Raw genomic sequence first — 24583 nt, 5'->3', positions numbered from 1 at the left:
ACGGGGCCCGGAGGCTCAGGGCTGAGGGGTCACGGCGGGCAGGCGGCGGTGCGGGGCGTCGTCATGCGCATCCGCTCGCTCGCTCTCTCTCCACCGGAATATCGGGGCTCTCCCCGGCCCGCACAACTGAGTGCGGGGCCCGTGCACGCGTGCGCGCGCCGCGGGGTGCCCAAACCATTGTACCTTCCCGCCCGGCGCCCGTAAGGTCGTGCCCGTGAACACCGGACCGGCGATACGCCATGCACGGAACGGCTACCCGGTGGTGGGCTGAGCCCCCGCCGTGGTCCCGCCGGGTGTTCCGCACGCCTGGCGCGAGGGCCTCCCTCGGCTCGTACACCGTACGAATCCACTGTGTCGAGCCGAAGAGATCACGAGGTCGTCAGCCATGTCCGTTTCGTTCAACCACACCATCATCGCCGCCGTGGACCGCCATGCGTCCGCGCGGTTCTTCCGGGAGCTGCTGGAGCTGGACGAGGCCCCGTCCTGGGGGCCGTTCGTCAACGTCCGGCTGGAGGACGGCGTGCTGCTCCAGTTCGCGGAGCCGCCGGTGGAGATCCAGATGCAGCATTACGCGTTCCTCGTGGACGAGGAGATGTTCGACCGGGCCTACGGGCGGCTGGTCGGGAACGGCGTCGAGCACTGGGCCGATCCGCAGATGAAGCGGCCCGGCGAGACCAATGGCGAACACGGCGGGCGGGGCGTGTACTTCAAGGACCCGGCCGGGCATGCGATCGAGCTGATCACCCGGCCGTATCTGTAGGCAGGGCAGCCGGACGGCCCCCGAGGGGTCGCGGTGCGGGGCCGGAGCGCGGAGGCTGGGGGGATGAGTGAGCAGGCTCCGCCCGGCGGTCCGGTCCCGCCGCCTCCCCGGCGGCGGATGTGGCCGTGGGTGCTGCTGCTGATCGCCGTGCTGCTGGCCCTCGCCGCGGGCGCGGTGATGGCGGTGCTGTCGGACGTGCTCCGCTCGGAGAGCTCGCGGAAGGTGCACATCCGGTACGAGGTGACGGGGACCGCGCGCGACGTGGTGCTGACGTACAGCACCTGGCGGGGTGAGGAGCTGTCGACCGGGCGGCTGGCGCTGCGGTCGCTGCCGTGGGCCGGGGAGCTGGACACGAAGGGCTTCATGAGCGGCGGCTCGTTCGTGGTGAGCGTGGGCCGGGGCGGCGGCGACGTGTCGTGCTCGGTGACCGTGGACGACGGCACGCGGCGTACGGACTCGGCCTCGGGTGCGTACGCGACGGCGACCTGCGACGGGTACTGAGAGGCGGGCCCCGGAAGGACTGCTTCCGGGACCCGCCCCGTCGGTCTGCGGTCAGCGGCCGTAGCGGATGAGGGCGCGGACCATGCGGCAGGTGATGTCGGACGGCGGGTGGATGCCGAGGCGCGCGGCGGTCGTGCGTATGCGGGCGTTGTTCGCGCTGGACGGGAGGTAGACGCCGGTGTCGAGCAGGGCGATGGCGAGGCGCATCGCCTTCAGCCGGCGGTTGTGCGAGACGTACCACTCGCGGGGGCGTCCGGCGGGGAGCGGCTTCTTGGTCAGGGGCTGGTGCAGGGGCTTGTCGAGCGGCTTGGTCGTGACTGCGGCAACGGCCATGGGCTACCTCCTGGCACGGTGGCGGAACTCTTCGGAAACCCTCACGAACTGACTCCCATTCTACCGGCCCGCACTGACAATCGGCCCTGGCCAGAGGCGCTTTCGGCCCTTCCGGCGAAGTCCATCCCGTACCTTTGGCCCCATGGAGATCTGGATCAATCCCGCGTGTTCCAAGTGCCGCAGCGCGGTGCGGCTGCTCGACGCGGAGGGGGCCGATTACACGGTCCGCCGTTACCTGGAGGACGTGCCGTCGCCGGACGAGATCCGGGCGGTGCTCGACCGGCTCGGCCTCGAACCGTGGGACATCACGCGGACCCAGGAGGCGGACGCCAAGGAACTGGGCCTGAAGGACTGGCCGCGTGACGCGGATGCCCGGGAGCGCTGGATCACCGCGCTCGCCGAGCACCCGAAGCTGATCCAGCGGCCGATCATCACGGCGGAGGACGGCACGGCGGTCGTGGGCCGCACGGACGAGGCGGTCCGGGACGCGCTGGGGCGTCGGGATTAGGCCAGGAACTCGCCCATTCTGCGGTTGAGTTCCGGGGCCGTCCGGGTGTGCAGCGGCAGTGCGTGGTGGGAGACGTCCGGGAGGACGGCCGTCTCCGCGCCCGGCAGCAGCCGGTGCGCGGTGGCGGCCGCCTTGCGGGCGTCGTGGGCGCGGCTGTCGCCGGCGAGCAGGATCAGCGTCGGTACGGCGAGGGCGCGCAGGGCGTCCGGCTCGGGGCGGGGTCCGGTCACCGGCCGGGCCGACGGGAAGCCGGCCGCCGCCTCCCGCAGCCGCATCCAGTGGGGGTCGAGCGCGGCGCCGCCGGTCTCCCAGTCCAGGAAGGCGCGGACGCGGGCGGCGTTCGGGCGGAGCAGCATCGGCAGGGCGTGGAGCAGGTAGCCGGGGCGGAATCCGCTGAAGCAGCCGGTGGGGTCGAGGAGGATCAGCTTCCGCAGCCGGCCGGGCGCGCGCAGGGCGTAGTGCAGGGCGATCCAGCCGCCGTACGAGTGGCCGGCGAGGGCGACCGGTCCGGTGGCGCCGAGGCCGTCGAGCAGGGCGTCGAGCCAGCCGCAGAGGTCTTCGACGCTGCGGACGGGCCGCTCCCCCGCCGTGCTGCGTCCCGGTTCGCCGATGAGGTCGGCGGCGTGGACGCGGTGGGCGCGGCCGAGGGCGGCGGCCTGGGCGTACCAGGCGGTGGAGGTGGCGCCGCCGCCGGGCAGCAGGACCAGGGGCGGGGCGTCCTCGGGGCCGTAGCTGTTGAGATGGGTGGTGCCGTAGGGGGTGGGGACCGTGGTCGGCGTGGTGCCGGGCGGCCAGGTGGCCGCGACGGTCGCGTCGTAGGCGGCGAGGAAGGCCGCGTCGGCGGTCGTCGCGGGCGGGGTGGGTGTCATGGGCGCTCCCTGGACTCCGTACGCCTGGATATTATCTCGCTGAGCGAGACGATAGCGGGAGGTGCCGGAGATGACCGAGCAGGGGCCGGAGTTGGAGATCGTCCATCTGCTGCGGAAGGTGACGTCCGCGTTCGGGCTGCGCCAGGCGGAATTCGCGGCCCGGCACGGGATGCATCCGACGGATGTGCGCGCCCTGGTGTGCCTGCTCGACGCGGAGCGCGCTGGGTCCGGGGTCACCGCCGGGCGGCTGGGGGCGGAGCTGGGGCTGAACTCGGCGGGCACCACGTCGCTCATCGACCGACTGGAACGGCTGGGGCATCTGACGCGGACGCGGGACGAGCGGGACCGGCGGCGGGTGCTGCTGCGGGTGACCCCGCAGGCGGTGGAGCTGGGCTGGGCGGCGTTCGGCCCGGCGATCGGGAGCGCGGTGGCGCTGCTGCGGGAGTTCGACGAGGGGGAGGCCGCCGCGGTGCGGCGGTTCCTGGAGGGGTTCCTGGCGGCGGTGTCGGGGGACGGCGGGGCGGGCGCCGGCGGGCGGGCGGGGACCACCGACGGCACGGGCTCCACCGGCCGGGCCGAAACCCCCCGGCGGGCCGGGACCGCCCGCTGACCCCGCCCCGCCCGGCGCCTACTCCCCGCCCCGGACCTGGGCCTCCGCCTCCGCCAGGAGCTCCGTCAGCCGGAGGCCGAACCGTACGTCGCAGGGGTGGGCCTCGCCCGTACGCACCGAGGTGATCAGCGCGTCCACGGCCGCCGCGAAGGCGTCCACCGCCCCGTCCCACCTCGGCAGCTCGGCGACGCCGTGCTCGCCCCGGAGGACGACCTCCACCCCGGCGGCGGCCACCGGCGCGCCGAGGGCCAGGGTCACCGTGCTGGAGGCACCCGAGGTGTGGCGCAGGAGCAGGTGGTGGGCGTCGGAGGGGCCGCGGGCGGCGGTCAGCGCGGTGACGTCGCCCAGGACCGGGAGCAGGACCGAGAGGGCGTGCGGGCCGACGTCCCAGAGGCCGCCCCGCTCGTGGCGCCAGGGGGACGCGGCGTACTCGCTGTCGGTGCCGGGGGCCCAGAGCGCGCCGATCCACTCGGCACGGGCGGTGAACCAGTCGCCCGCCGCGGCCTGTTCGGCGATCCAGGCGGCGGGCCGCGGGGCGAACCTGAGCGTGCAGAACACGACGGAGGCGACCCGGGCCTGCTCGGCGGCCTCGGCGACCTCGCGGGCACCGGCGACCGTGGTGGCGACCGGCTTGTCCAGGATCAGGTGGCAGCCGGCCGCGGCGGCGCGGGCGGCCAGCGGGGCCTGCACGTCCGGCGGCAGCGCGAAGGCGACGGCGTCGCTCGTGGCGAACAGCTCGTCGAGCCCCGCGTCACCGGAGTACGCCGGCGCGCCGTGCGCGGCGGCCAGCTCCCCGGCGGCCTCGGCCCGGCGGCCCCACACACCGCTGAGCACGGCGCCGGGGTGTGCGGCGAGGGCGGGGGCCTGGGTGTTGCGGGCCCAGGGTCCGGTGCCGGCCAGGCCGATGCGCAGGGGGGTCTCGGGTGTCGTCATGGGTCCAGTGTGCCGGGTGGCGGGCAGGGGGCCGAGGTCCCGGGTGTGCCCGTGCGCCCCGCAATGCGGTGGCGCCGTCCGGGCCCGGGCGGTTACGTTGGCCGGGCCGGCCGCGGGACTCCGGTGCGACTTCCGGGACTTGCCTCTGAAGCAATCATTTCGCTGCTCGCCCCTCCATTCCCCGGCCGGCTTCCGCATGCGCGAACCGCCGTGCGGGAACACCACGGGGGACCCACCATGACGACCGCCGCAACCGGCACCGAGACCTTCGCCGACCTGGTCGCCGCCGAGGACGTGCTCCTCTTCGTGAACGCCGCGATCACCGCGACGGGGCAGCGCGAGTTCCGCTCCCAGGCGTACCGGCAGCGGCTCTCGCTCGACTTCCTGCACGAGTACGTACGGGTCAACTACCGCCGGGTGTACGCGGCGTCGCTGGCCCTGGACATCAACGACCACAACGCCGTGCGAGTCGTGCGCGGGCTGCTGGAGTCCGCGGCCGACGCCTCGCCGGAGGAGAAGCGCACCGAGGGGCGGCTGATCGCGGCCCGGCTGTCGGCGCTGCCGCCGCAGCGGGTCTACCGGCTGTTCCGGGAGCTGCGTGCGGCGAAGGTGAACAACCGCCGGACCCGGGCGATCATGCGGGACTGGCTGGCCGCCCGGCCGGACGCGGCGCACGACGCGGTGAAGTACCGGGCCGGACTGAAGGCCGCCGTCCGCCACGCCCATCTGCGGCTCGACGGGCCGGGCGGGGAGCTGGGCGCGTTCCTGTTCCAGCCGGGGGCGCTGCCGCGCTACGAGCACCGGCTGCTGGAGGCCTGGCGCCGGGCGCACTACGAGCAGGACGCGGTCGGCGAGCTGCCGTTCACCGTCGCGGAGGGTTTCGCGGCCCGGCACGGGATGGCGCGCGAGGCGTTCGTGGAGCGCATGGCACCCCGGATGACCCGCCTGGAGCGGCTGCGCACCCAGGGGCAGCGGGCGGCTGCGTCGGACGGGCTGCCGGACACCGATCCGACGGGGATGCCGCTGACCCGGCTCGCCCTGTACGTGCTGTCGCTGGACCGGGACGCGAGGGTGCGGCACCGGGCGGAGCTGACCCGCGCCCTGCGCGCCGCCGCCCGGCGCGCGGCCGGTCCGCACGCGGGGAGCTGGGGCCGGGTGGCCGCCGTGCTGGACGACAGCTACTCGTCGTCGGGCTCGGGCGAGAAGCGGCGGCGTCCGCTCGCCGTGGCACTGGCCTGCCACTACCTGCTGGAGGCGCTCGCCGGGCCCGGCGAATACACCCCGCTGTGGACCTCCGGGACCGGTGACCCGCTGCTGGTGCGGCCGTGGGGGCCGACACCGCTCGGCACCCGGATCGTCGACGCCCTGGAGCACGCTCCGGAGCGGCTGGTCATCGTCTCGGACGGCTGGGACAACGCGCCGCCCGGGCTGGCCGGCGAGGTGCTGCGGGTGTGGCGGACCCGGCTCGATCCGGACCGGCGGACGGCGGTGGTGCATGTGAACCCCGTATACGACGCGGACGGTTTCGACGTGCGGCGGCTGTCGGCGAGTGTGCCGACGGCGGGCATCCGGGACGCGGAGGACCTGCCGGCGCTGGTGGAGATCGCGCGGTTCTCCGAGGGGCGGACGGGGGCCGCCGAGCTGTACGCGTATCTGGACCGGCGGGTCGCCCGGTTCACGGGGACGGGTGAGGAGGGAGGGCCGCGATGAACAGGCTGGAGCTGACCGGGCTCGCCGTCCGGCCGTCGCAGGTGTGGGGCGGCATCCGGCTGGTGCCGCTGGTGCGCGAGAGCCCCGTCGACGGGCTGCGGCTGCACCGGGAGGTGTACGGCGGCCTCGGGGCGGTGGCGGTGGGTCCGCGTGCCCACTACACCTCGTACGTCCCGCACGGTTTCGTCGCCGACTGGTCCGGCGAGGGGGCGCGGAGCGCCGCGTACGGGACACAGCTGGGCACGGACGGCGGGGCTCCGGCCCGGACCGTCCGGCTGCCGCGCCACCGCCATCACCGGCTCGCCAAGCGGCGGCCCGGGGACCGGCTGCGGTTCCTGCCGCTGCACCTGGCGCTGGAGGGCTATCTCGCGCTGCACTTCGGGGGCCCGTCGACGGCCTGGGAGGAGTGGTCGCGGCAGGCGCTGCGGGACGGGCTCTCGCCGCGCGCCGAGGACGCGTACCTCGGCTGGTCGGTGCGCGGGCTGGGGGACGCGCTGCGGGCGTTCGAGATCCACCCGGGCCAGTGCGGGGTGCTGGTGTACGCGGCCGATGCCCTGGCCGCCGCCTTCGTCGTGCCGCACCCCGACGACTACCGGCTCCTGCACCCGACGCTGGTGGAGGACCTGTACGGGGAGCTGGTGCACCAGTACGCGTGGTACGGGGCGCCGGTGCCGGAGTTCGGGGCGCGCATCGCGGACGGGCCGCACCTGCGGACGCTCGACGCGCTGCGGGCGGCGGCGCGGGAGCAGGAGCGGGTGTGGGCCGAGGCGCACGACGCGCTGTTCGCGCGCGACCTGCTGGACGGCTCGTACGGCTTCGACCAGGTGTACCGGATGGGGGCGTTCACGCTGTGGCGGTTCCTGCCGCCCTTCGTACGCGACGGCCGCGGGCAGCACATCGGCGAGACGATCACCGACCACAAGGGCCGGGTCGCGTACCTGAAGACGTTCCGCCTGTCCGACGCGCAGATCCGCCGGGGCCATCTGCTGCACCGGCTGGCCGACGCGGACTGGCGGCTCCCGGACGCCGCGCGGGGCCTGGGGACGAGCGAGGCGGAGCTGCGGAGGCGGATCACGAGGGCGGGCTTCGAGGCGCTGCTGAGGGACCGGCACGGCTGAGGACACCGTCGGAAACCTCGGTAACACGGGGTTCACACGAGGGCAACGGCCGGGAAATCGCGGCTTGCGAAGCTGCGGCGCATAGACCGCAGCACCCGCAAAGGATGGCTTCCGTGACGTTCAAGGCTGAGTACATCTGGATCGACGGCACCGAGCCGACCGCCAAGCTCCGTTCCAAGACGAAGATCATGTCCGGCAGCGCCTCGTCCGACGTGTCCGCGCTGCCCGTCTGGGGCTTCGACGGGTCGAGCACCAACCAGGCGGAGGGCCACGCCTCGGACCGGGTGCTGAAGCCGGTCTTCAGCTGCCCGGACCCGATCCGCGGCGGCGACGACATCCTCGTCCTGTGCGAGGTCTTCGACATCGACATGACCCCGCACGCGTCCAACACGCGGGCGCTGCTGCGTCCGGTCGCCGAGCAGTTCGCCGGGCAGGAGGCGATCTTCGGCATCGAGCAGGAGTACACCTTCTTCGACGGCCACCGGCCGCTCGGCTTCCCCGAGGGCGGCTTCCCGGCCGCGCAGGGCGGCTACTACTGCGGCGTCGGCTCGGACGAGATCTTCGGCCGCGAGATCGTGGAGAAGCACCTCGACAACTGCCTGAAGGCGGGTCTGGGCATCTCGGGCATCAACGCCGAGGTCATGCCGGGCCAGTGGGAGTTCCAGGTGGGCCCGCTGTCGCCGCTGGAGGTCTCCGACCAGCTGTGGATCGCCCGCTGGCTGCTCTACCGCACCGCCGAGGACTTCAACGTGTCCGCGACCCTCGACCCGAAGCCGGTCAAGGGCGACTGGAACGGTGCGGGCGCGCACACCAACTTCTCCACCAAGGCGATGCGCGAGGGCTACGACGCGATCATCACGGCCTGCGAGTCGCTGGGCGAGGGCTCGAAGCCGATGGACCACGTCAAGAACTACGGCGCGGGCATCGACGACCGGCTGACCGGTCTGCACGAGACCGCCCCGTGGAACGAGTACAGCTACGGCGTGTCCGACCGCGGCGCCTCGGTGCGCATCCCGTGGCAGGTCGAGCAGGACGGCAAGGGCTACATCGAGGACCGCCGTCCGAACGCGAACGTCGACCCGTACGTCGTCACGCGGCTGATCGTGGACACCTGCTGCTCGGCCCTGGAGAAGGCCGGCCAGGTCTGATCCGGCCCGGCACACGCGAAGGGAGCCCGCCGCGGGGGAGGTGGGCTCCCTTCGTCGTCAGTGCCGTGTGCCAGGCTGGGCGCATGCTCAGCGTCAAGGTCGAGACCGAGAACCAGCAGACCCACACCCGTGTTTCCGCCGAGGAGCTCGGGGACCTCGTGCACCGCATCGGCGGGCGCGGGGACAACTTCCTGGTCGTCCAGCGGATACCGGACATCCCCGGCACCTTCATCCAGGTGTGGCACGAGGCCGGCGGAGACTACGAGTTGGAGCACCGCACGGGCACGGCGGCGAGCCATGTCCGTACGGTCGTCCGCGACCCCGAGCGGGTCGCCGCGCTGATGACGCGCTGGGCGCGCGAGGAGCCCGGCTGGGACGCGGGGACCGGCTGGGAGAGCGCCGGGATACCGGAGCCGGAGCCCGTGCCGGAGCTCGCGCAGGAGGTCCGGCAGACGCTGGAGACGCGCATCCGGGAGCTGCTGCGCGGCGGTTACGGCACTGTGCGCACGCTCACCGAGACGGCCGAGGACTATCTCGTGAAGGACGGGGAGCGGCCGGTCTCCCGGGCCCAGGCGGGGGAGTTGGTGGAAAGGCTCTGGCTGGAGCGGGTCGAGGAGCAGCGGGGCTGGGCGGAGGTGACGGACCCGGACCGGCTGGAGCGGGCGTTCGCCCGGCTGGACCGGAGCGGCATCACGGCCCGGGAGCATTTCACGTGCTGCCGCTCGTGCGGGATGAGCGAGATCGGGGCGGCCGGGCGCGAGGACGCCAGGGGCTTCGTCTTCTTCCACAACCAGGGCACGGAGAGCGCGGCGGCCGGGCACGGCCTCGCGCTGTACTACGGCGGATTCGACGACTCCGCGGAGGCGACGGCCGCGGTGGGCCGGGAGGTGGTGGCCGCGCTGCGCGAGGCCGGGCTGACGGTGGAGTGGGACGGTTCGCCGGACAAGGCCATCGAGCTGACGGACCTGGACTGGCGCAAGCGGTTGGTGGGTTAGGGCCTGTATCGAGTTGTGGCGCGACACCGCGCCACAACTCAATACAGGCCCCAGGGCCCTTCGTCCGGATCATGCCGGGCTCGCGGGAGGGGGGGCGCGTCGGCGCGGGTTCTCTGCTTCAATGGGGGCATGGCCAGCTTCCCGCACACCTCGACCGGTCGCAGCGACCTCGAGCCGTTCTGGCCCTCCCGTCAGCACCACGACTTCGACCGGGTGTGTTGCCGCGCGCTGACCGCGCCGGCCCTCTGAAGCCCTCACCCGGCCTCCGGTCCGCGCGCACGCGGCAAGTCCGTCCACCGACGACTCCTTCGCGCGAAAGAGCTGACCCCTCATGGCGAACACCCGTACCTTCTCCGCTGTCGCTGCGACCTCCACGGTCCGCCCCTCCTCCCCCGACCGGCACCGGCTGCGCGCCGTCGCCCCCGACGAGGGCGTCCGGCCGGCCGACGTCTCGGCGCTCCTGACGCCGGGTACGACCTGGCTGCCCGCCCCCCAGCACACCCTGCCCAGCCTGCCGGGCCGTCCGCCGATGGTCGGTTACCTGGTGCTGGTGCCCGCCGACCAGCAGCCGGCCTTCGCCGCCGTCGCCGCGCGGTACGCGGTGCCGGAGCCGGCGACGCCGGAGCCGGGGCCGGCGGGCCCGGTGACCATCGACCCCGTACAGCGCTCCGCCTCCGTGGACGGCCGGGCGCTGGACCTCACCTACCTGGAATTCGAGCTCCTCGCCCACTTGGTGGCGCATCCCCACCGCGTCCACACCCGCGACCAGCTGGTGACGACGGTCTGGGGATACGGGCACGTGGGCGACGGCCGCACCGTCGACGTCCACATCGCCCGGCTGCGCCGCAAGCTGGGCGCCGAGCACCGCCGGTCGATCCAGACCGTGCGCCGGGTCGGGTACAAGTACACGCCCTGACGGGCAGACCGAAAGGGCGGGCCCCGGTACCGGTACACGTCACCGGAACCGGGGCCCGCCTGGTGCGCCGGGTCAGCGCGGGGCGGGCCCGACCGGGTCCGGCGCCGGTGCCTGGGCGGCAGCGGGGTCGCCGTGGTCCAGGACCGGCAGCCGGCGCAGGCCGCGCGGGGTGCGCCAGTTGCGTTCGCCGAGCAGCGCCATCACGGAGGGCAGCAGCACCATCCGTACGAGCGTGGCGTCCAGCAGGACCGCGACCGCGAGGCCGACGCCCATCTGCTGCATGTCCTGCATGGACAGGGTCGCGAAGACCGAGAACACCGCCACCATGATCACGGCCGCCCCGGTCACCGCGCCGGCCGTGCGTCGGACGCCCTCGTCGATCGCGGCCCGGTTGCCGATCCCCCGGCCGTGGGCCTCGCGGATACGGGAGACCACGAAGACGTGGTAGTCCATCGAGAGGCCGAACAGGACGACGAGGACGAACAGCGGCATCCAGGACTCGACCGCGCCGACGCCCTCCGAGCCGATGAGGTCGGCGCCCCAGCCGTGCTGGAAGACCGCCGTCATCACCCCGTACGCGGCGGCCACGGAGAGCAGGTTGAGGACGATGGACGTCACGGCGATCACGTACGAGCGGAAGCAGAACAGCATCAGCAGGAACGTCACGGCGGCGATGAAGAGGAAGACGGGGGCGATTCCGCGCTTCAGCTGGTCGTTGAAGTCGACGGACCCGGCCACCTCGCCGGTGACGTAGGCGCGGGCGCCGGTGGGGTCGAAGGCGGCGGGCAGGCGGTCCTCGCGCAGGGCGGTGAGGTCCTTCTCGCCGCCGGGCAGCGGGACCTCGAACTCGGCGACGTTCTCCGCCCGGTGCACGGTGACGTGGTCGAAGCCGGCGAGGGCCTCGCGTACGGCCGGGGCGGTGATGTCGTCGGCCGCGACGACGACCTGGGCCGGCGCGGGGCCGCCGGGGAAGGTCTCGCTGATGTGGCGGTAGGCGACGGACAGCGTGGAGTCGGAGCCGAACTGCTTCTCCAGGCCCAGGGATTCGGTCTTCATGCCGATCGCGGGCGCGGCGAGCACCAGCAGGACGGCGACGGAGGCGGCGGCGAAGAACTTCGGGCGGCCGAGGACGGGGCGCAGCACCCGGCCGGCGATGCGGCCGCTCTGCTTGTCGCCCCGCTTGCCGCGCCGGTTCAGCAGCGGCACCCGGCCGGCCTCGATGCGGTCGCCGAGCCAGGACAGCAGGGCGGGCAGCACGGTGACGGAGCCGAGCATGGCGATGAACACGACGGTGATCGTGGCGAGGGCGAAGCCCTTGAAGAGCATCAGCCCGGACAGGAACATCCCGGCCATGGCGACCATCACGGTGACCCCGGAGACCAGGACGGCCCGGCCGCTGGTGGCCGCGGCGATGCGCAGGGCGGTGTCGGCGTCCCGTCCGGCGGCCCGCTCGTCGCGTTCGCGGCGCAGGTAGAACAGGCAGTAGTCGACGCCGACGGCGAAGCCCATCAGGAACATCACGGAGTAGGTGGTCTGGAACAGGTGCAGCTGGTGGCTGGCGAGCGAGAGCAGGCCGAAGGCGGCCATGCACGCGGTGAGCGCGAGCCCGACGGGCAGCAGGGCTGCGACGACGGCGCCGAAGGCGACCAGCAGGATGCCGAGGGCCAGCGGTACGGCGGTGAACTCGGCCTTCTTGAAGTCGTCCGCGAGCAGGTCGCCGAGCCACTTGCCGGCGCTGGCGTCGCCGAACTGGCTGACGGTGACGTCGGGGTGCCCCTGCCCGACGCCGGCGACCGCGTCCAGGACGGGCTGCACCCGGTCGGGGGCCGTGTCGGGGTCGCCCTTCATCTCGAAGGTGATCAGCGCGTCCTCGCGGTCCTTCGACGCGACCGGGTCCGCCAGGCCGGTGACCTCGCCGGTGCCCTGGAGGGCGGCGGTCAGCTCACGGGCGGCGGTGCGCCAGCCGTCCGGCTCGGCGGAGGACACCATGACGAGTTCGCCGGCCCGGTGGCTGAGCCCGGCGTCGGAGAGGATCTGCTCGGCGCGGGCCGAGTCGCCCGCGCCGTTCTCGGCGTCGGTCGTCTCGACCATGCCCGAGGCACCGCCGATGCCCGCGGCGAGTACGACGAAGAGCAGCCAGCCGAGAACGGCCGTCTTGCGGTGGTGTGCGCTCCACACACCGATACGTGCCGCGAGGTTACGCCTCATGGCGGGTTCGCCCCCTGTTTGGTGGAAGTCCGACGATGCCCCTCGAATCTAGGAACGCGGGGCCGGCCGCCCCAGCCGGTGAAACCCCCGGTCACGCGGCACATAGGGCGAGGAACGGGGGGTGGTGCTGGGTACACCCCCACCGGGTGGTGGACCGGCTGCCCCGCGCCGGGTGTGCCGGGTCAGACTGTGTGCGACACGGGGCCGGTACGAGGGCCCGGCGAGGGGAAGAGGGACCGGGATGGACGCGAAACGGGGACGGATCGGGTCGGCGCTGCTGGCCGCGTGGCGCGGGCTGGTGGTGTCGTTCGCCGCCCTCGCGGGCTCGTGCACGCTGTTCTCGCTGGCGCTGGTCTCGATGGCCATGATCCCGCTGGGCATCGGCCTGGTGACCACGCCGTACATCCTGGAGGCGGTCCGCAAGCACGCCAACCAGCGCAGGCTGCTCGCGATCACCTGGTCGGACGTGCGCATCCCGGTCCCGTACCGGCCGTTCCCGAAGGATCTGCGGAGCGGGTTCACCGGGCAGGTGGAGCGGACCACGCTGATGCTGAAGGACCCGGCGACCTGGCGGGACATGCGGTGGATGCTGGTCGACATGACGGCCGGCTACACGGTGGCGATCCTGGCCGCGGCGCTGCTGCTCTACCCGGTGGAGGGGGTCGTCCTGGCGGCGGGGCTGTGGCGGGTCTTCACGGACGACCGGTACTGGTACGCGTTCGTCCCGGTCGACAGCCAGGCGACGGGGCTGATGGCCGCCGCGCTCGGCGTGGTCATCTTCGCGGCCGGGGTGCTGCTGAGCGAACAGCTGCTGCGGACGCACTTCGTGCTCGCCCGGTCGGTGCTCGCGCCGACCCAGGAGCAGGAACTCGCGCTGCGCATCGACCGGCTGACCGAGACCCGGCACGAGGCGGTGGACACGGCCGCTTCCGAGCTGCGGCGCATCGAGCGGGATCTGCACGACGGGGCGCAGGCCCGGCTGGTCGCGATGGGGATGAACCTCGGCACCGTCGAGGCGCTGATCGAGAAGGACCCGGCGCAGGCGAAGCGGCTCCTGGCGATGGCCCGGGAGTCCTCGGCCGAGGCGCTGACGGAGCTGCGCGACCTGGTCCGGGGCATCCACCCGCCGGTGCTGGCCGAGCGCGGGCTCGGGGACGCGGTGAAGGCGCTGGCGCTGCGACTGCCGATCGCGTGCGACGTGGACGTGGAGCTGGGCGGCCGGGCGGAGGCGCCGGTGGAGTCGGCGGCGTACTTCGCGATCAGCGAGGCGCTGACGAACGCGGCGAAGCACTCGGGGGCCGACCGGATCTGGGTGGACCTGCGCCACAGCGACGGGTCGCTGAGGTTCACGGTCACGGACGACGGGAAGGGCGGCGCCTCGGTGGGCGCGGGCTCGGGGCTGAGCGGAATCGAACGGCGGCTCGGTACATTCGACGGCATCATGGCCGTCAGCAGTCCCGCGGGCGGTCCCACCATGGTGACCATGGAGATTCCTTGCGAGTTGTCCTAGCCGAAGATCTCTTCCTGCTGCGCGACGGCCTGGTGCGGATGCTGGAGGCGTACGACTTCGAGATCGCGGCCGCCGTCGAGACCGGGCCGGAACTCGCCAAGGCCCTCGCCGAGTTGGAGCCGGACGTCGCGGTCGTCGACGTCCGGCTCCCGCCGTCCCACACGGACGAGGGCCTGCAGTGCGCGCTGGCGGCCCGGCGGGCGCGGCCCGGGCTGCCCGTCCTCGTGCTCTCCCAGCACGTCGAGCAGCTGTACGCGCGCGAGCTGCTGGCGGACGGCAACGGCGGGATCGGGTACCTGCTCAAGGACCGGGTGTTCGACGCGGACCAGTTCATCGACGCGGTCCGCCGGGTCGCGGCGGGCGGTACGGCGATGGACCCGCAGGTCATCTCGCAGCTCCTGACCCGGCGTTCGCAGGACAAACCGATGGGCGGGCTGACCCCGCGGGAGCGGGAGGTCATGGAGCTGATGGCCCAGGGCCGGTCGAACGCGGCGATCGCCTCGCAGATGGTGATCACGGAGCGGGCGGTGGCCAAGCACACCTCGAACATCTTCGGGAAGCTGGGCCTGCCGCCGTCCGACGACGACAACCGCCGCGTCCTGGCCGTCCTGGCGTATCTGGACCGGGGTTAGGAGCGCGACAGCGGCTGCGCTCAGCCGTTGAACCAGGCCGCCACATCGAGCCGGAAGGCGCCGTCCGGGGCCATCGTGCGCAGGTCGTCCTCCAGGGCGCGGACCCGTTCGGCACCGAGGACCCGGACCCACTCGGCGCGCAGCCGGTCGAAGCCCTCGGCGGACCGGCGGAGCACGTCGATGCCGCGCGGGGTCAGCAGGACCAGCTTGCGGCGCCCGTCGGCCGGGTCGTCGGCGCGTTCCACGTAACCGAGGCTCTCCAGCCTGTCGACGGTCTTGCCGGCGGCCTGCTTGGAGACACCGAGGCGGCGGCCGATCTCGCTGGCGGTCGCCCCCTCGACGCCGACGGCCTGGAGGGCGTAGCCGTAGGCGGGCCGCATGTCCGGGTGGCCCTGCTCGGCCAGCTCGCGGTGGAGCGCATCGATGACCGTACGGAAGCCGGCGAACAGCAGGAGGGGCAGCTCGAAGCCCCGGCCCGCCTCGTCGGGGCGCGCCCCGGCACGGCCGTGCTCACGCTCAGCCATTGCGAAACTCGACAACCTGGTTTACGTTTTCGTCAATCACGTTGTCGAGTTTAGCCGAGAGGTCCCACCATGCCCGCGACCGCCTTCCCCGACCACACCGTCGAATCCGCCCCCGCCGCCGCCCGGTCCGGACTGGCCGCCATCGCCCGGAAGCAGGGTTTTCTGCCGGCCGCCGCCGGGCGGATGGCCACCTCCCCCGAGGTGCTGGACGGCTTCCTCAGAATGAACGCGCTCTTCGAGTCCACCACCCTGGACAAGCTCTCGCGCGAGGTCCTGAGCATGACCATGGCCACCCGGAACGGCTGCCACCTCTGCGTGGCGATGCACACCGGCATACTCACCGCCCTGGACGCCGAGCCCGCCCTCGTCGCCGCCCTGCGCGAGGGCACCCCGCTCCCGGGCGAACGGCTGGAAGCCCTGCGGCAGTTCACACTGGCCGTCCTCGCCGCGAACGGGGCCGTCGACGACGCGGCGATCGAGGCGTTCACGGCCCACGGATACACCGCGCGCAACGCGTTGGAGGTGACCCTCGGCATCGCCACCTACACCCTGTCCACCTTCGCCAACCGGATGACGGGCGCCCCCGTCGACGGCCCTCTGGCCCGGTTCGCCTGACGCCTGCGGGGCGTCCGGCGTGCGCCGCCCGGAGTGACCATCGCACCATTCGCTCGTTCAGCTGAATGTGCGCCCACCGTCAGAGCTACCGCCGGCCGTCGCCCCGGCCGACGCGGAACAGGCCGAGGCCGCGCTGGTCGAGCACTACCCGCGGCTGGTGCGGATCGGCTACCTCCTGCTGCCGCCCTCGCCGAGCCGTGCCCGGCGGGTGTTCGCCGCCCACGCCCTCGCCCAGCGCTCCCTCCAGGCGGCCCGCCGCGCCGGTGCGGCAGCCGTCCCCCGCCCCCGCCGCGCCGACGACGCCGACCCCGGGTACGCCCACGTGCGGCGCCAGGTGCTGCGCCGGGCACTGGCGGCCGGACGCCCGCGGTTCCGGCCGCGCCGCACCCCGTTGCCGCCCGCCCTGCCGTGGGCGTGGGGCCTGCGCCTGCTCCCGCACCCGGGCGGCGCCGGGGAACTCGCCCTGGAGCGGGAGCTGGCGGCGCTCACCGCCCCCGCCCGGGCCGCGTTCGTCCTGCGCGGCCTGGAGGGGCTCCCGGACGGAGAGGTCCGGCGGGAGCTGGCCGCCTCCGGGGTCGCCGATCCGCACGCGGCCCTCACCGAGGCGGACGGGGTGCGGGCCGGCTACGCGCTGCTGGGCTCGCCGGAGTTCGACCCCTGCTCGCTCCAGGCCCGGCCGCCCGATCTGCCGGCCCGCCGCAGACGGGCCCGCACCGCGCTGGCGGCCGGCGCCGCGCTCCTGGTGTGCGGGGCGCTGTTCGCGCTGCCCGGCGACGGCTGGGGGCACGCGGCGCGGTCCGCCCCGCTGTACGCGCGCAATCCGGCGGCCGAAGCGGCCCTGGACCCGGGGGCGTTGCGCCGGGTGCCCGCGGGGTACTGGCTCCGCTCGGCGCGTACCGACTTCACCGTCTGGCCCACGCGCGGCGACCGCACTCAGGACACCCGGCTGCTGCGGCGGGCCCTTGAAGTGTGGGCCCGGCCCGGCGCCGGGGTCCGGACCTCGGCGACGCCCGGCACGCCCACGGGCCCCCCGATGGGCGCCCCGCAGCTGCTGTACGCGGGTGAGGTGGGGGACTCCGCGGTGGTGCTGTTCCACGACGGACTGCGCGTCGTGCGGTACGCCGAGCCGCGCAACGCCGACCCGGCGCTGGGTGCCGCCCTCGACTTCGCCCGGGTGGACGGGGCGGACGAGGCGTCGTCGGGCGCGCTGGTGGTGGCCAGGACCGGGGACGGGGTGCGGTATCTGACGGCGCCCTGGGTGCGGGGCGTCCGGGTGCGGGACCTGCGCGCCCCGGACCGGGCGCCCCGCCCGCTGGACCGCTCCCCGGACGGGGTGACCGGCCCGCTGGCCGACCCGGCGGCGGGCTCCGGCTGCCGGTCCTGGGCGGCCGTCGAGCTGACCGGGGACTCATCGGTGCGGCTGGTCACGGACCTGGGCGAGCTGGCCCCGGCCCGGCTGACCTCGGGCGCGCCGGGGAGCCCGCACGACGTCACCGGGCGGGCCGAGCGGGAGAGCTGGGCGCGGACCGCGTGTCTGCTGCGGGAGGTCCGGTCGCACGGGGTGCGGTCGGTCAACTCCTGGACCTACGCCCGGCAGGCGCTGCCCGAGGACGGTGGCACGGCGCGCTGGCTGTGCACCCGGGCGGAGACCTGGCGGGGTTCGGGGAGCAGGGTCGTCGCCCAGTTCCAGGCCCCGGCGGCCGGCCCGGCGGCGCCCGGCGCGGTCGCGGCGCGCGCGGAGGACGCGCCGGAGTGCGGGGCACGGGCGCCCAGGGTGCTGGCGGGCGTGCTGTGGCAGTCGCCGGGCGGGCGGTGGTACGTCCTGGCGGCGGGCAGCGCGCAGTTCGCCTCGTTGTCCACGTCGGGCGGGGTGACGGGGGCCGCCCGGGGGCGGCTGCTCGCGGTCCCCGCGGCCGAGGGCATCCGGCCGCGGCTCCACGGACGGCTGAAGGACGGCAGCCGGGTCGACGCGCTGCACTGAACCACCGCCGCGGGCCCCCGGCACCGGAAGTCGGCGCACACCCCTGTTCCCCCGGCTTACCGCTCAGTATTTTGACACCATGTCCAACAAGCAGCCTGCGGCGGTCATATCGGAGCGGACCTCCCTCAAGGCCCGCCGGGTCAGCTTCGCCTGGGACCGGACGCCCCTGCACTGGGTGCCGGGCGACCCGTTCACCACGCACACCATCAACGTGCTCCACCTCCTGCTGCCCGCCGGGGAGCGCTGGTTCATCCACGTCTACCGCCAGGTGCTCCCGTACATCCACGACGAGGAGCTGCGCCAGGACGTCATCGGCTTCATCGGCCAGGAGGCGATGCACTCCCAGGCCCACGACGACGTGCTGCCGCGCCTCAAGGAGCTGGGGCTCGACCCGACGCCCTACACCGCGCAGGTGGACTGGCTCTTCGAGAAGCTGCTCGGCGACCGGACGCTGCCGCCGGGGCGGGCGCGCACCTGGTGGCTGAAGGAGCGGGTGGCGACCATCGCGGCGATCGAGCACTACACCGCGTTCCTGGGCGACTGGATACTGAACGCCGACGAGCTGGACCGGCGCGGGGCCGACCCCACCATGCTGGACCTGCTGCGCTGGCACGGCGCCGAGGAGGTCGAGCACCGCTCGGTCGCGTTCGACGTGTTCACGCATGTCGACGGCGATTACCGGCGGCGGGTGCGGACCTGGGCGACGGCATTCTCCGCACTGCTCTTCCTCTGGCAGCGCGGCACCCGGTTCTTCATGGAGAACGACCCGAGCCTGCTGGACGGCAAGGCGTCCTTCGGGCAGTTCTACCGCAGCGGCCGGCGCGGCACCCTGCCCAGCACCCCGGCCATGCTGCGGTCGGTCCCGCGCTACCTGAGCCGTACGTACCACCCCTCGCAGGAGGGCAGTACGGCTCAGGCCGTCGACTACCTCACCCGCTCGCCCGCCGCCGTCGCGGCCGAGGCCCGTACGACGGAAGCCCGCTGACCATGCCGCGTTCCCTGCCCCTCCCCCGCCTGCGCACGGTCGCCGTGGCGGCCGGAGCCGCGCTGCTCGCCCGGCGGGCGATACGCCGCCGCGTCGCCGCGTCCCCGCTGTGGCCGATGCCCGCGCTGGAGGTACCCATATCCGGCCGGAACACGCGCCGTTCGACCACCGGGCGGCGGCTGCTGGTCACCGAGCGGACCAGCCCCGCCGAGGGCGTCGTCCGGCTCCGCCTGGAGGGGCCGGACCTGCCCGCCTGGGAGCCCGGCGCCCATCTGGACCTGGTGCTGCCCTCCGGCCTGGTCCGGCAGTACTCGCTGTGCGGGGACCCCGCCGACACCGGCTCGTACACCGTGGCCGCCCGGCTGGTGGCGGACGGGCGGGGCGGCTCCCGCGAGGTGCACACCGCGCTCCACGAGGGCGCCGAGGTCGAGGTGCGCGGCCCGCGCAACCGCTTCCCGCTCACCGCCGCCCCCGCGCACCTCCTGATCGCCGGCGGCATCGGCATCACCCCGGTCCTGCCGATGGCCCGCCGGCTGGCCGCCGAGGGCGCCGACTGGCGACTGCTGTACGGGGGCCGGAGCCGGGCCACGATGCCGTTCCTGGAGGAGGTCGAGAAGCTGGGCGCCGCGGGCGGCCGGGTCACGGTCGTCCCGCAGGACGAGGCGGGCCACCCGGACATCGCCGCCGCCCTCGCGGACGCGGCCGACGGCACGGCGGTCCACTGCTGCGGCCCGCAGCCCTTGATGGACGCGGTCGCCGCCGCCCTGCCGCCCGGCTGCGCCCTGCACCTGGAGCGCTTCACGGCAGCGGGGCCGGACCCGGCCGGTGCGGCCCCGTTCGAGGTGGAGCTGCGCCGGTCGGGGCGTACGGTCCCGGTCGCGGCGGACCAGTCGGTGCTGGCCGCCGTCCGCGCGGAACTGCCGCATGTCACGTACTCCTGCGAGCAGGGCTTCTGCGGTACGTGCCGACAGCGCGTCCTGGCGGGCGAGGTGGAGCACCGCGACGAGCTGCTGACGGACGCGGAGCGCGCGGACTCCATGCTGATCTGCGTCTCCCGCTGCCGGGGCGGCGGCCGGCTGGTGCTGGACCTCTGATCCCGCCGGACCCACCGGTCGGTACGCTGGAGGGCATGACGACCGGGGTGCGGCGCAGGATGGGCGTCGAGGAACGCAGGCAGCAGCTGATCGGCGTCGCGCTGGAGTTGTTCAGCCACCGGGCGCCGGACGAGGTGTCGATCGACGAGATCGCGGCGGCGGCCGGGATCTCGCGGCCCCTGGTCTACCACTACTTCCCGGGCAAACAGAGCCTGTACGAGGCGGCGTTGCGCCGGGCGGCCGACGAGCTGGCGGCCAGGTTCCTGGAGCCGCACGAAGGGCCGCTCGGCGCACGGCTGCTGCGGGTGATGCGCCGGTTCTTCGACTTCGTGGAGGAGCACGGGCCCGGGTTCGCCGCGCTGATGCGGGGCGGTCCGGCGGTGGGCTCGTCCACGGCGAACGCCATGATCGACGGGGTGCGCCAGGCCGCCTGCGAACAGATCGTGGCCCATCTGGACGTCGGAGAGCCCCCGGCCCGGCTGGAGTTGGTCGTACGGTCCTGGGTGTCGCTCGCCGAGTCGACGGCGCTGCTCTGGCTGGACGGGCGGCGGGTGCCCCGGGCGGAGCTGGAGTTGCAGCTCGTGCACGACTTCGCCGCGCTGGCCGCCGTGAGCGCGGCGTACGACGACGAGATGGCGGGGATCGTGCTGCGGGTGCTGGCGCAGGAACCGGCGGACGGGCCGTTCGGGGATCTGCTGGCCCGGCTCTCCGCCCTCGCGCCCGCCGTGCCGGCGGTGCCCGCGCAGCGGCTGCCGTAGGGGCGGCACGGGCGCCGCCCCCCGGGCCTTCAGCGTCGTACGGACACGAACGGCTGGGGTTCCGCGCCCCGGGCGGTCGAGGTGCCGACCACCGTGAGCCCCGCCCGGCCGCCGGTCACCGCGCTCGCCACGTTCTCCGCCGGGTCCGTCGCCGCGGGCTGCGGGAGCGCGAGGTCCTTCCAGCGGTCCCGGCCCGCCGGCTGCCAGGCCCATGCCAGCGCGTCCCGCCGCTCGCCCAGGGTCTGGCCGACGACGGCGATCCCGCCACCGGGGCGGGCGGTGACCCCGAAGAGCCGGGCGGGCACGTCCGGCACCGCGAGCCCGTGCCAGCCGGTGGCGTCGTGGCGGGCGACCAGGGCGCGCGTCGAGCCGTCCTCGGGCGACCAGTCCTCGCCCACCAGCCACAGCGCGCCGTCTCCGGTCACCGCGAACTTCTGGGCCTGCCCGGGGATGTCCGTGACGCCGGGGGCCTCCACCCGCTGCCAGGAGGTGCCGTCGTAGTGCAGCAGCAGCGGACGGCCGCCGTCGCCGTCGTAACCGGCCGCCCAGACGTCGTCGTCGGCGACCGCCTGGATGCCGTTCAGGTACCAGTAGTCGCCGGGCAGTTCGGGGAGCGGCACGTCGCGCCAGGCCGTTCCGTCGAAGTGGCGGACGATTCCGGCGGTCCGGTACTGGATGTTCCAGGTCCCCTTCGCCTCGTTCCAGGTGCGGGAGACCTCGATCTGCGCGTTCCCGGCGGCCCAGGCACCTCCCGGCCGGGCGTCCACGTCCAGCAGCGAACCGGCGTCCGACTTCTCCGGCAGCGCCGCCGGCACGACCCGCCAGCGCCTGCCGTCGAAGTGCTGGGTGTACACCTTTCCGTCCAGCACCGCGGAGTCGTCGCCGACGAGCCACACGTCACGGCCTCCGTTCGCGTCCATGGCGTTGACCCGGCTGCTGACCTCCCCGGCGGCCGCGGTCGCCGACTCCACGGGCGTCCACGCCGCCCCGGGCTCGGCGCGTTCGGCCACGACGGGCCGGAAGCGGGTCACCTTGCCCTCGTCGCGGATGGTGAACCCGGCCGCCCAGGTCCTCCCCCGCCCCACGTTCGCGACGTCGAGGAGCGTGGCGTCGCTGTACGGGGCCGCCTCGGCCGCCCAGGTGCGCCCGGCCCCGTCCTGCGCGGCGGCGGGCACGGGAGCGGACAGGGCGACGGCCAGGGCGGCCGTGGCCACGGCGGCGTGGAGCAGTGAGCGGCGGCGGTGCTTCAGCACGGGGTGGTTCCTTCCGGAGACGGTCTCACCCGGTAAGTGCCGTGGTCCGCCCGCCGGGTTGCACCCGGTCCCGGTCAGACCTTGCGGTACGAGGGGTCCAGGTCCCGCGCCTCCGCCGAGAGGTGCAGCGTGTGTCCGGTGACCGCGCCGAGGTGGGCGCGCAGGAGCTCCAGGACGGCCTCGGTGAGCCGGGCCTTGGTCTCCGGGGTGCGGCCGGGCAGCAGCGAGATGTCCACGTGCACGAGCGCGTCGCCGTCCGGCGCGTCCGCGACCACGGTCTCCTCGGCCCGGCGGAACCGGGTCTTGCAGGCGGCGATCTTGGTGTCGACGGTCTCGGCGACGACCGGGTGCAGCGCGAGGGCGAACGCGGGGCGGTCGAAGGCTTCGGCGAGCTCGGCGGAGTAGTCGACGGTGATCTGCGGCATGACGGCCTCCGGGGCGGTCGGGGCGTGGACGGACGCCGCCCAGCCTTCCCGTGCCGGCGAGGGCGCACAACCGGGATTCACTATGTGAGCAGCTCCCCGTGCAGCGCCAGCGCGAGGCCCGCCTCCGCGCTGGCGGCCCGGCCCTGTTCGAAGGCGCGCCGGTACGCCGCGTCGCCGACCGCCTCCCGGGCGCGCCGCTCGCAGGTCTCGCGGACCGGGCCGAGTTCGGGGGTGCCGCGCTGGGGGTGGCCGACCATCCGCCAGTAGACCTGTCCGGTGCCGTAGACCCGGGCGGCCCTGGCCCCTTCGCCCTGGGCGGCGATGGCGGCGGCCAGGATGTCCAGGCCGAGCGCGATGCCGAAGCGGTCGCGGAGCCGGTGCTTGCCGGCGAGCATGGCCCGGGCGTGCGCGGCGGCGGGTTCGGCGCGGCCCTGGAGCAGGGCGATCAGGGCGAGTTGGTAGTCCACGTAGGACCGGGTCCAGCACTCGTCCTGGGCCTCGCAGGCCGCCCGCAGCACGACGGCGGCCGACGCGGCCTCCTCCAGCCGGCCGAGCCCGGTGAGGGCGAAGACGGTGATGAGGTGGCAGCGCAGCCGGTAGGCCGCTTCGAGCCGGGTGCCGGACGCGGTGGTCCGGAGCACCCGCTGCGCCTCGCGGAGGCCCTTCTCCGGTTCGCCGGTCATCAGGTGGGTGAGTCCGCGCAGATACGCGGCGGCGAGGATGCCCTCGTCGGTGCCGTCCACGGCGGCCTCGCGGACGCACTCGCGGCCGATGCGTTCGGCGGCCGGGTAGTCGCCCTGGAGCAGGACGCAGATGCCGAGCACCCACAGCACCCGGGTGCGGTGGGGGCCGCCGGCCGGTCCGGTGTCCAGGGCGCGCTGGGCGTAGCCCCGGGTCTGCGGGAGGTGGCCGCAGCAGCACCAGAAGAAGCCGATGCGGCCGGCCATCTCCTGGGCGGCGGCCGGGTCGTGCACGAGGAGGTGGTCGAGCGCGGCGCACAGGTCGGCGTGCGCGTCGGCGATGCGGTGGTACCAGAGGATCTGGTCGTCGCCGGTCCAGCCGGCGTGGGCGTTGCGGGCGAGGCTCAGGAAGCAGGCGGCGTGCCGGTCGGCGGCGGACCGTTCCTCGCCCAGCTCCGCGAGCCACATCCGGCCGTACTCGCGCAGGGTGTCGAGCATGCGGTGGCGGGCGCCCTCGCGGGTGACGACGGACTTGGCGGCCAGGCCGCGCAGGGCGGTGCGGACGCCGTCCCCGGTGAGGGGGCCGCCGACGCAGACGGTGACGGCGGTGTCCTCGTCGAAGTCGCCGCGGAACACGGTGAGCCGGGCCCACAGGAGCCGTTCGAGCGGGGTGCACAGCTCGTGGGACCAGCCGATGGTGGTGCGCAGGGTGCGGTGGCGGACCGGGCGGAGGGTGGTGTCGGCGAAGACGTCGAGCCGGGAGCCGAGGCGCTGGGCGATCTCCTGGACGCTCTGCCGGCCGACCGCCGCGGCGGCGAGTTCGATGGCGAGCGGGATGCCGTCGAGGCGGCGGCAGATGTCGGCGGCGGCCTCGGCGGTGCCGGGCTCCCGGAAGGGGGTGGCCGGGGCGGCGGCCGTGGCCCGTTCCCGGAAGAGGGTGAGCGCGTCGGCGGCGCCGTCGACGGGCAGCGGGTCGACCTCCACGAGCTGTTCGCCCCGGAGGTCCAGGGGCTGGCGGCTGGTGGCGAGGACGGTGAGTCCCGGCGAGGTGGTCAGGATCTCGCCGAGGAGGTGGGCGCAGGCGGGGCGCAGGTGCTCGCAGGAGTCCAGGACGAGCAGGAGCCGTTTGTCGGCGAGCCATTCGCACAGCACGTCGACGGGCGGGCGCAGGGTGTGGTCGCTGAGGCCGACGGCGTCGGAGACGGTGGCGAGGAGGAGTTCGTCGTCGTGCAGCGGGGCGAGGTCGGCCCAGCGGACGCCGTCGCGGTAGCCGGGTACGGCACGACGGGCGGCGCGGAGCGCGAGCCTGGTCTTCCCCACGCCTCCGGTGCCGGTGAGGGTGGTCAGCCGGCCGGTGGCGAGGGCGTGTTCGAGCCCGGTGAGCTCCGCCGTCCGTCCGACAAAGCTGGTGGTCTCCTCGGGAAGGTTGCTGGCCATCGTCACCGTCGCTGCACAGGTGGAGTGAAAGGCGCGCGCCCGGGGGTGGCGTGGAGCGACACCCCCGGGCGGCTGCCCAC

At 74.4% G+C, this 24583-nt stretch carries 24 protein-coding genes; 16 read left to right on the top strand and 8 right to left on the bottom strand.

Going from position 1 to position 24583, the window contains the following annotated elements; all coding sequences use genetic code 11:
• Positions 1-385 precede the first annotated feature (385 nt).
• Both ACFUJY_RS31675 and ACFUJY_RS31670 read left to right on the top strand, forming a co-directional pair.
• Positions 386-760, top strand: a complete 375-nt coding sequence (locus tag ACFUJY_RS31675) for a VOC family protein (RefSeq protein WP_383305968.1) — start codon at positions 386-388, stop codon at positions 758-760.
• Positions 761-823: 63 nt separating this feature from the next.
• The gene (locus ACFUJY_RS31670; protein WP_383305966.1) at positions 824-1261 is read left to right on the top strand and encodes a hypothetical protein; all 438 of its coding nucleotides are present in this window, start codon (positions 824-826) and stop codon (positions 1259-1261) included.
• 51 nt (positions 1262-1312) lie between these two features.
• Here ACFUJY_RS31670 and ACFUJY_RS31665 read toward each other — a convergent pair whose 3' ends face one another.
• Entirely contained in the window at positions 1313-1594 is a 282-nt protein-coding gene (locus tag ACFUJY_RS31665) for a hypothetical protein (protein ID WP_073965512.1), read from the bottom strand.
• A 142-nt stretch (positions 1595-1736) separates the two neighbouring features.
• On the opposite strand from ACFUJY_RS31665, the gene ACFUJY_RS31660 reads away from it, so the two are divergent.
• On the top strand, positions 1737-2102 hold the full coding sequence (locus ACFUJY_RS31660; RefSeq protein ID WP_383305963.1) for an arsenate reductase family protein: 366 nt from the start codon (positions 1737-1739) through the stop codon (positions 2100-2102).
• On the opposite strand, the gene ACFUJY_RS31655 is transcribed toward ACFUJY_RS31660, so the two are convergent.
• Positions 2099-2971, bottom strand: coding sequence for an alpha/beta fold hydrolase (locus tag ACFUJY_RS31655; RefSeq protein WP_383305961.1), 873 nt, complete (start codon positions 2969-2971; stop codon positions 2099-2101). The two genes, ACFUJY_RS31660 and ACFUJY_RS31655, sit on opposite strands and share 4 nt — an antisense overlap.
• 70 nt (positions 2972-3041) lie before the next feature.
• Between ACFUJY_RS31655 and ACFUJY_RS31650 the strand changes: the two genes are divergently transcribed.
• Positions 3042-3581, top strand: coding sequence for a MarR family transcriptional regulator (locus ACFUJY_RS31650; protein WP_383305959.1), 540 nt, complete (start codon positions 3042-3044; stop codon positions 3579-3581).
• Positions 3582-3599: 18 nt separating this feature from the next.
• Here ACFUJY_RS31650 and ACFUJY_RS31645 read toward each other — a convergent pair whose 3' ends face one another.
• A complete protein-coding gene (locus ACFUJY_RS31645; protein WP_383305956.1) occupies positions 3600-4514 on the bottom strand; it encodes a Gfo/Idh/MocA family protein in 915 nt (304 codons plus the stop codon).
• 237 nt (positions 4515-4751) lie between these two features.
• Here ACFUJY_RS31645 and ACFUJY_RS31640 point away from each other — a divergent pair, with 237 nt between their 5' ends.
• The 5 genes from ACFUJY_RS31640 to ACFUJY_RS31620 all read left to right on the top strand — a co-directional run bounded on the left by ACFUJY_RS31640 (position 4752) and on the right by ACFUJY_RS31620 (position 10401).
• Positions 4752-6224, top strand: a complete 1473-nt coding sequence (locus ACFUJY_RS31640; RefSeq protein ID WP_383305954.1) for a hypothetical protein — start codon at positions 4752-4754, stop codon at positions 6222-6224.
• A complete protein-coding gene (locus ACFUJY_RS31635; protein WP_383305952.1) occupies positions 6221-7342 on the top strand; it encodes a hypothetical protein in 1122 nt (373 codons plus the stop codon). The genes ACFUJY_RS31640 and ACFUJY_RS31635 overlap by 4 nt, the downstream gene beginning before the upstream one ends.
• 113 nt (positions 7343-7455) lie before the next feature.
• On the top strand, positions 7456-8490 hold the full coding sequence (gene glnII, locus ACFUJY_RS31630) for a glutamine synthetase (protein ID WP_383305950.1): 1035 nt from the start codon (positions 7456-7458) through the stop codon (positions 8488-8490).
• Positions 8491-8573: 83 nt separating this feature from the next.
• Complete coding sequence (locus ACFUJY_RS31625; RefSeq protein WP_383305949.1) at positions 8574-9485, top strand: DUF6891 domain-containing protein; 912 nt, start codon at positions 8574-8576, stop codon at positions 9483-9485.
• A gap of 331 nt (positions 9486-9816) precedes the next feature.
• On the top strand, positions 9817-10401 hold the full coding sequence (locus ACFUJY_RS31620; RefSeq protein ID WP_383305947.1) for a winged helix-turn-helix domain-containing protein: 585 nt from the start codon (positions 9817-9819) through the stop codon (positions 10399-10401).
• Positions 10402-10473: 72 nt separating this feature from the next.
• Here ACFUJY_RS31620 and ACFUJY_RS31615 read toward each other — a convergent pair whose 3' ends face one another.
• Entirely contained in the window at positions 10474-12609 is a 2136-nt protein-coding gene (locus ACFUJY_RS31615) for an MMPL family transporter (protein ID WP_383305945.1), read from the bottom strand.
• Positions 12610-12850: 241 nt separating this feature from the next.
• Between ACFUJY_RS31615 and ACFUJY_RS31610 the strand changes: the two genes are divergently transcribed.
• Together ACFUJY_RS31610 and ACFUJY_RS31605 are read left to right on the top strand one after the other, a co-directional pair.
• Complete coding sequence (locus ACFUJY_RS31610) at positions 12851-14119, top strand: sensor histidine kinase (protein WP_383305943.1); 1269 nt, start codon at positions 12851-12853, stop codon at positions 14117-14119.
• The gene (locus ACFUJY_RS31605) at positions 14104-14751 is read left to right on the top strand and encodes a LuxR C-terminal-related transcriptional regulator (RefSeq protein WP_383305941.1); all 648 of its coding nucleotides are present in this window, start codon (positions 14104-14106) and stop codon (positions 14749-14751) included. The genes ACFUJY_RS31610 and ACFUJY_RS31605 overlap by 16 nt, the downstream gene beginning before the upstream one ends.
• Before the next feature lie 20 nt (positions 14752-14771).
• Here ACFUJY_RS31605 and ACFUJY_RS31600 read toward each other — a convergent pair whose 3' ends face one another.
• Positions 14772-15275, bottom strand: coding sequence for a MarR family winged helix-turn-helix transcriptional regulator (locus tag ACFUJY_RS31600; protein WP_383305939.1), 504 nt, complete (start codon positions 15273-15275; stop codon positions 14772-14774).
• A gap of 69 nt (positions 15276-15344) precedes the next feature.
• Between ACFUJY_RS31600 and ACFUJY_RS31595 the strand changes: the two genes are divergently transcribed.
• The 5 genes from ACFUJY_RS31595 (at position 15345) to ACFUJY_RS31575 (ending at position 20708) form a co-directional block, all read left to right on the top strand.
• On the top strand, positions 15345-15890 hold the full coding sequence (locus tag ACFUJY_RS31595) for a carboxymuconolactone decarboxylase family protein (protein WP_383305936.1): 546 nt from the start codon (positions 15345-15347) through the stop codon (positions 15888-15890).
• Positions 15891-15957: 67 nt separating this feature from the next.
• Positions 15958-17871: a hypothetical protein gene (locus ACFUJY_RS31590; protein ID WP_383305934.1), complete on the top strand. Its 1914-nt coding sequence runs from the start codon at positions 15958-15960 to the stop codon at positions 17869-17871.
• Between the two features lie 79 nt (positions 17872-17950).
• Complete coding sequence (locus ACFUJY_RS31585) at positions 17951-18856, top strand: metal-dependent hydrolase (RefSeq protein ID WP_383305932.1); 906 nt, start codon at positions 17951-17953, stop codon at positions 18854-18856.
• Between the two features lie 2 nt (positions 18857-18858).
• Complete coding sequence (locus ACFUJY_RS31580; RefSeq protein ID WP_383305930.1) at positions 18859-19950, top strand: PDR/VanB family oxidoreductase; 1092 nt, start codon at positions 18859-18861, stop codon at positions 19948-19950.
• Positions 19951-19985: 35 nt separating this feature from the next.
• Positions 19986-20708, top strand: a complete 723-nt coding sequence (locus tag ACFUJY_RS31575) for a TetR/AcrR family transcriptional regulator (RefSeq protein ID WP_383305928.1) — start codon at positions 19986-19988, stop codon at positions 20706-20708.
• A 29-nt stretch (positions 20709-20737) separates the two neighbouring features.
• Here the strand turns inward: ACFUJY_RS31575 and ACFUJY_RS31570 are convergent, their stop codons facing one another.
• The 3 genes from ACFUJY_RS31570 to ACFUJY_RS31560 all read right to left on the bottom strand — a co-directional run bounded on the left by ACFUJY_RS31570 (position 20738) and on the right by ACFUJY_RS31560 (position 24503).
• On the bottom strand, positions 20738-21961 hold the full coding sequence (locus ACFUJY_RS31570; RefSeq protein ID WP_383305926.1) for a hypothetical protein: 1224 nt from the start codon (positions 21959-21961) through the stop codon (positions 20738-20740).
• Positions 21962-22035: 74 nt separating this feature from the next.
• Positions 22036-22386, bottom strand: coding sequence for a 5-carboxymethyl-2-hydroxymuconate Delta-isomerase (locus tag ACFUJY_RS31565; RefSeq protein ID WP_383305924.1), 351 nt, complete (start codon positions 22384-22386; stop codon positions 22036-22038).
• An 80-nt stretch (positions 22387-22466) separates the two neighbouring features.
• Positions 22467-24503, bottom strand: coding sequence for an ATP-binding protein (locus ACFUJY_RS31560; RefSeq protein ID WP_383305922.1), 2037 nt, complete (start codon positions 24501-24503; stop codon positions 22467-22469).
• Positions 24504-24583 lie beyond the last annotated feature (80 nt).

Origin of the sequence: Streptomyces sp. NPDC057249 (genome assembly GCF_042669245.1) — a bacterium.
Taxonomy (GTDB): domain Bacteria; phylum Actinomycetota; class Actinomycetes; order Streptomycetales; family Streptomycetaceae; genus Streptomyces.
The sequence above is the reverse complement of the archived record's forward strand: the minus strand, read 5'-3'. Positions and strand labels throughout refer to the sequence as shown.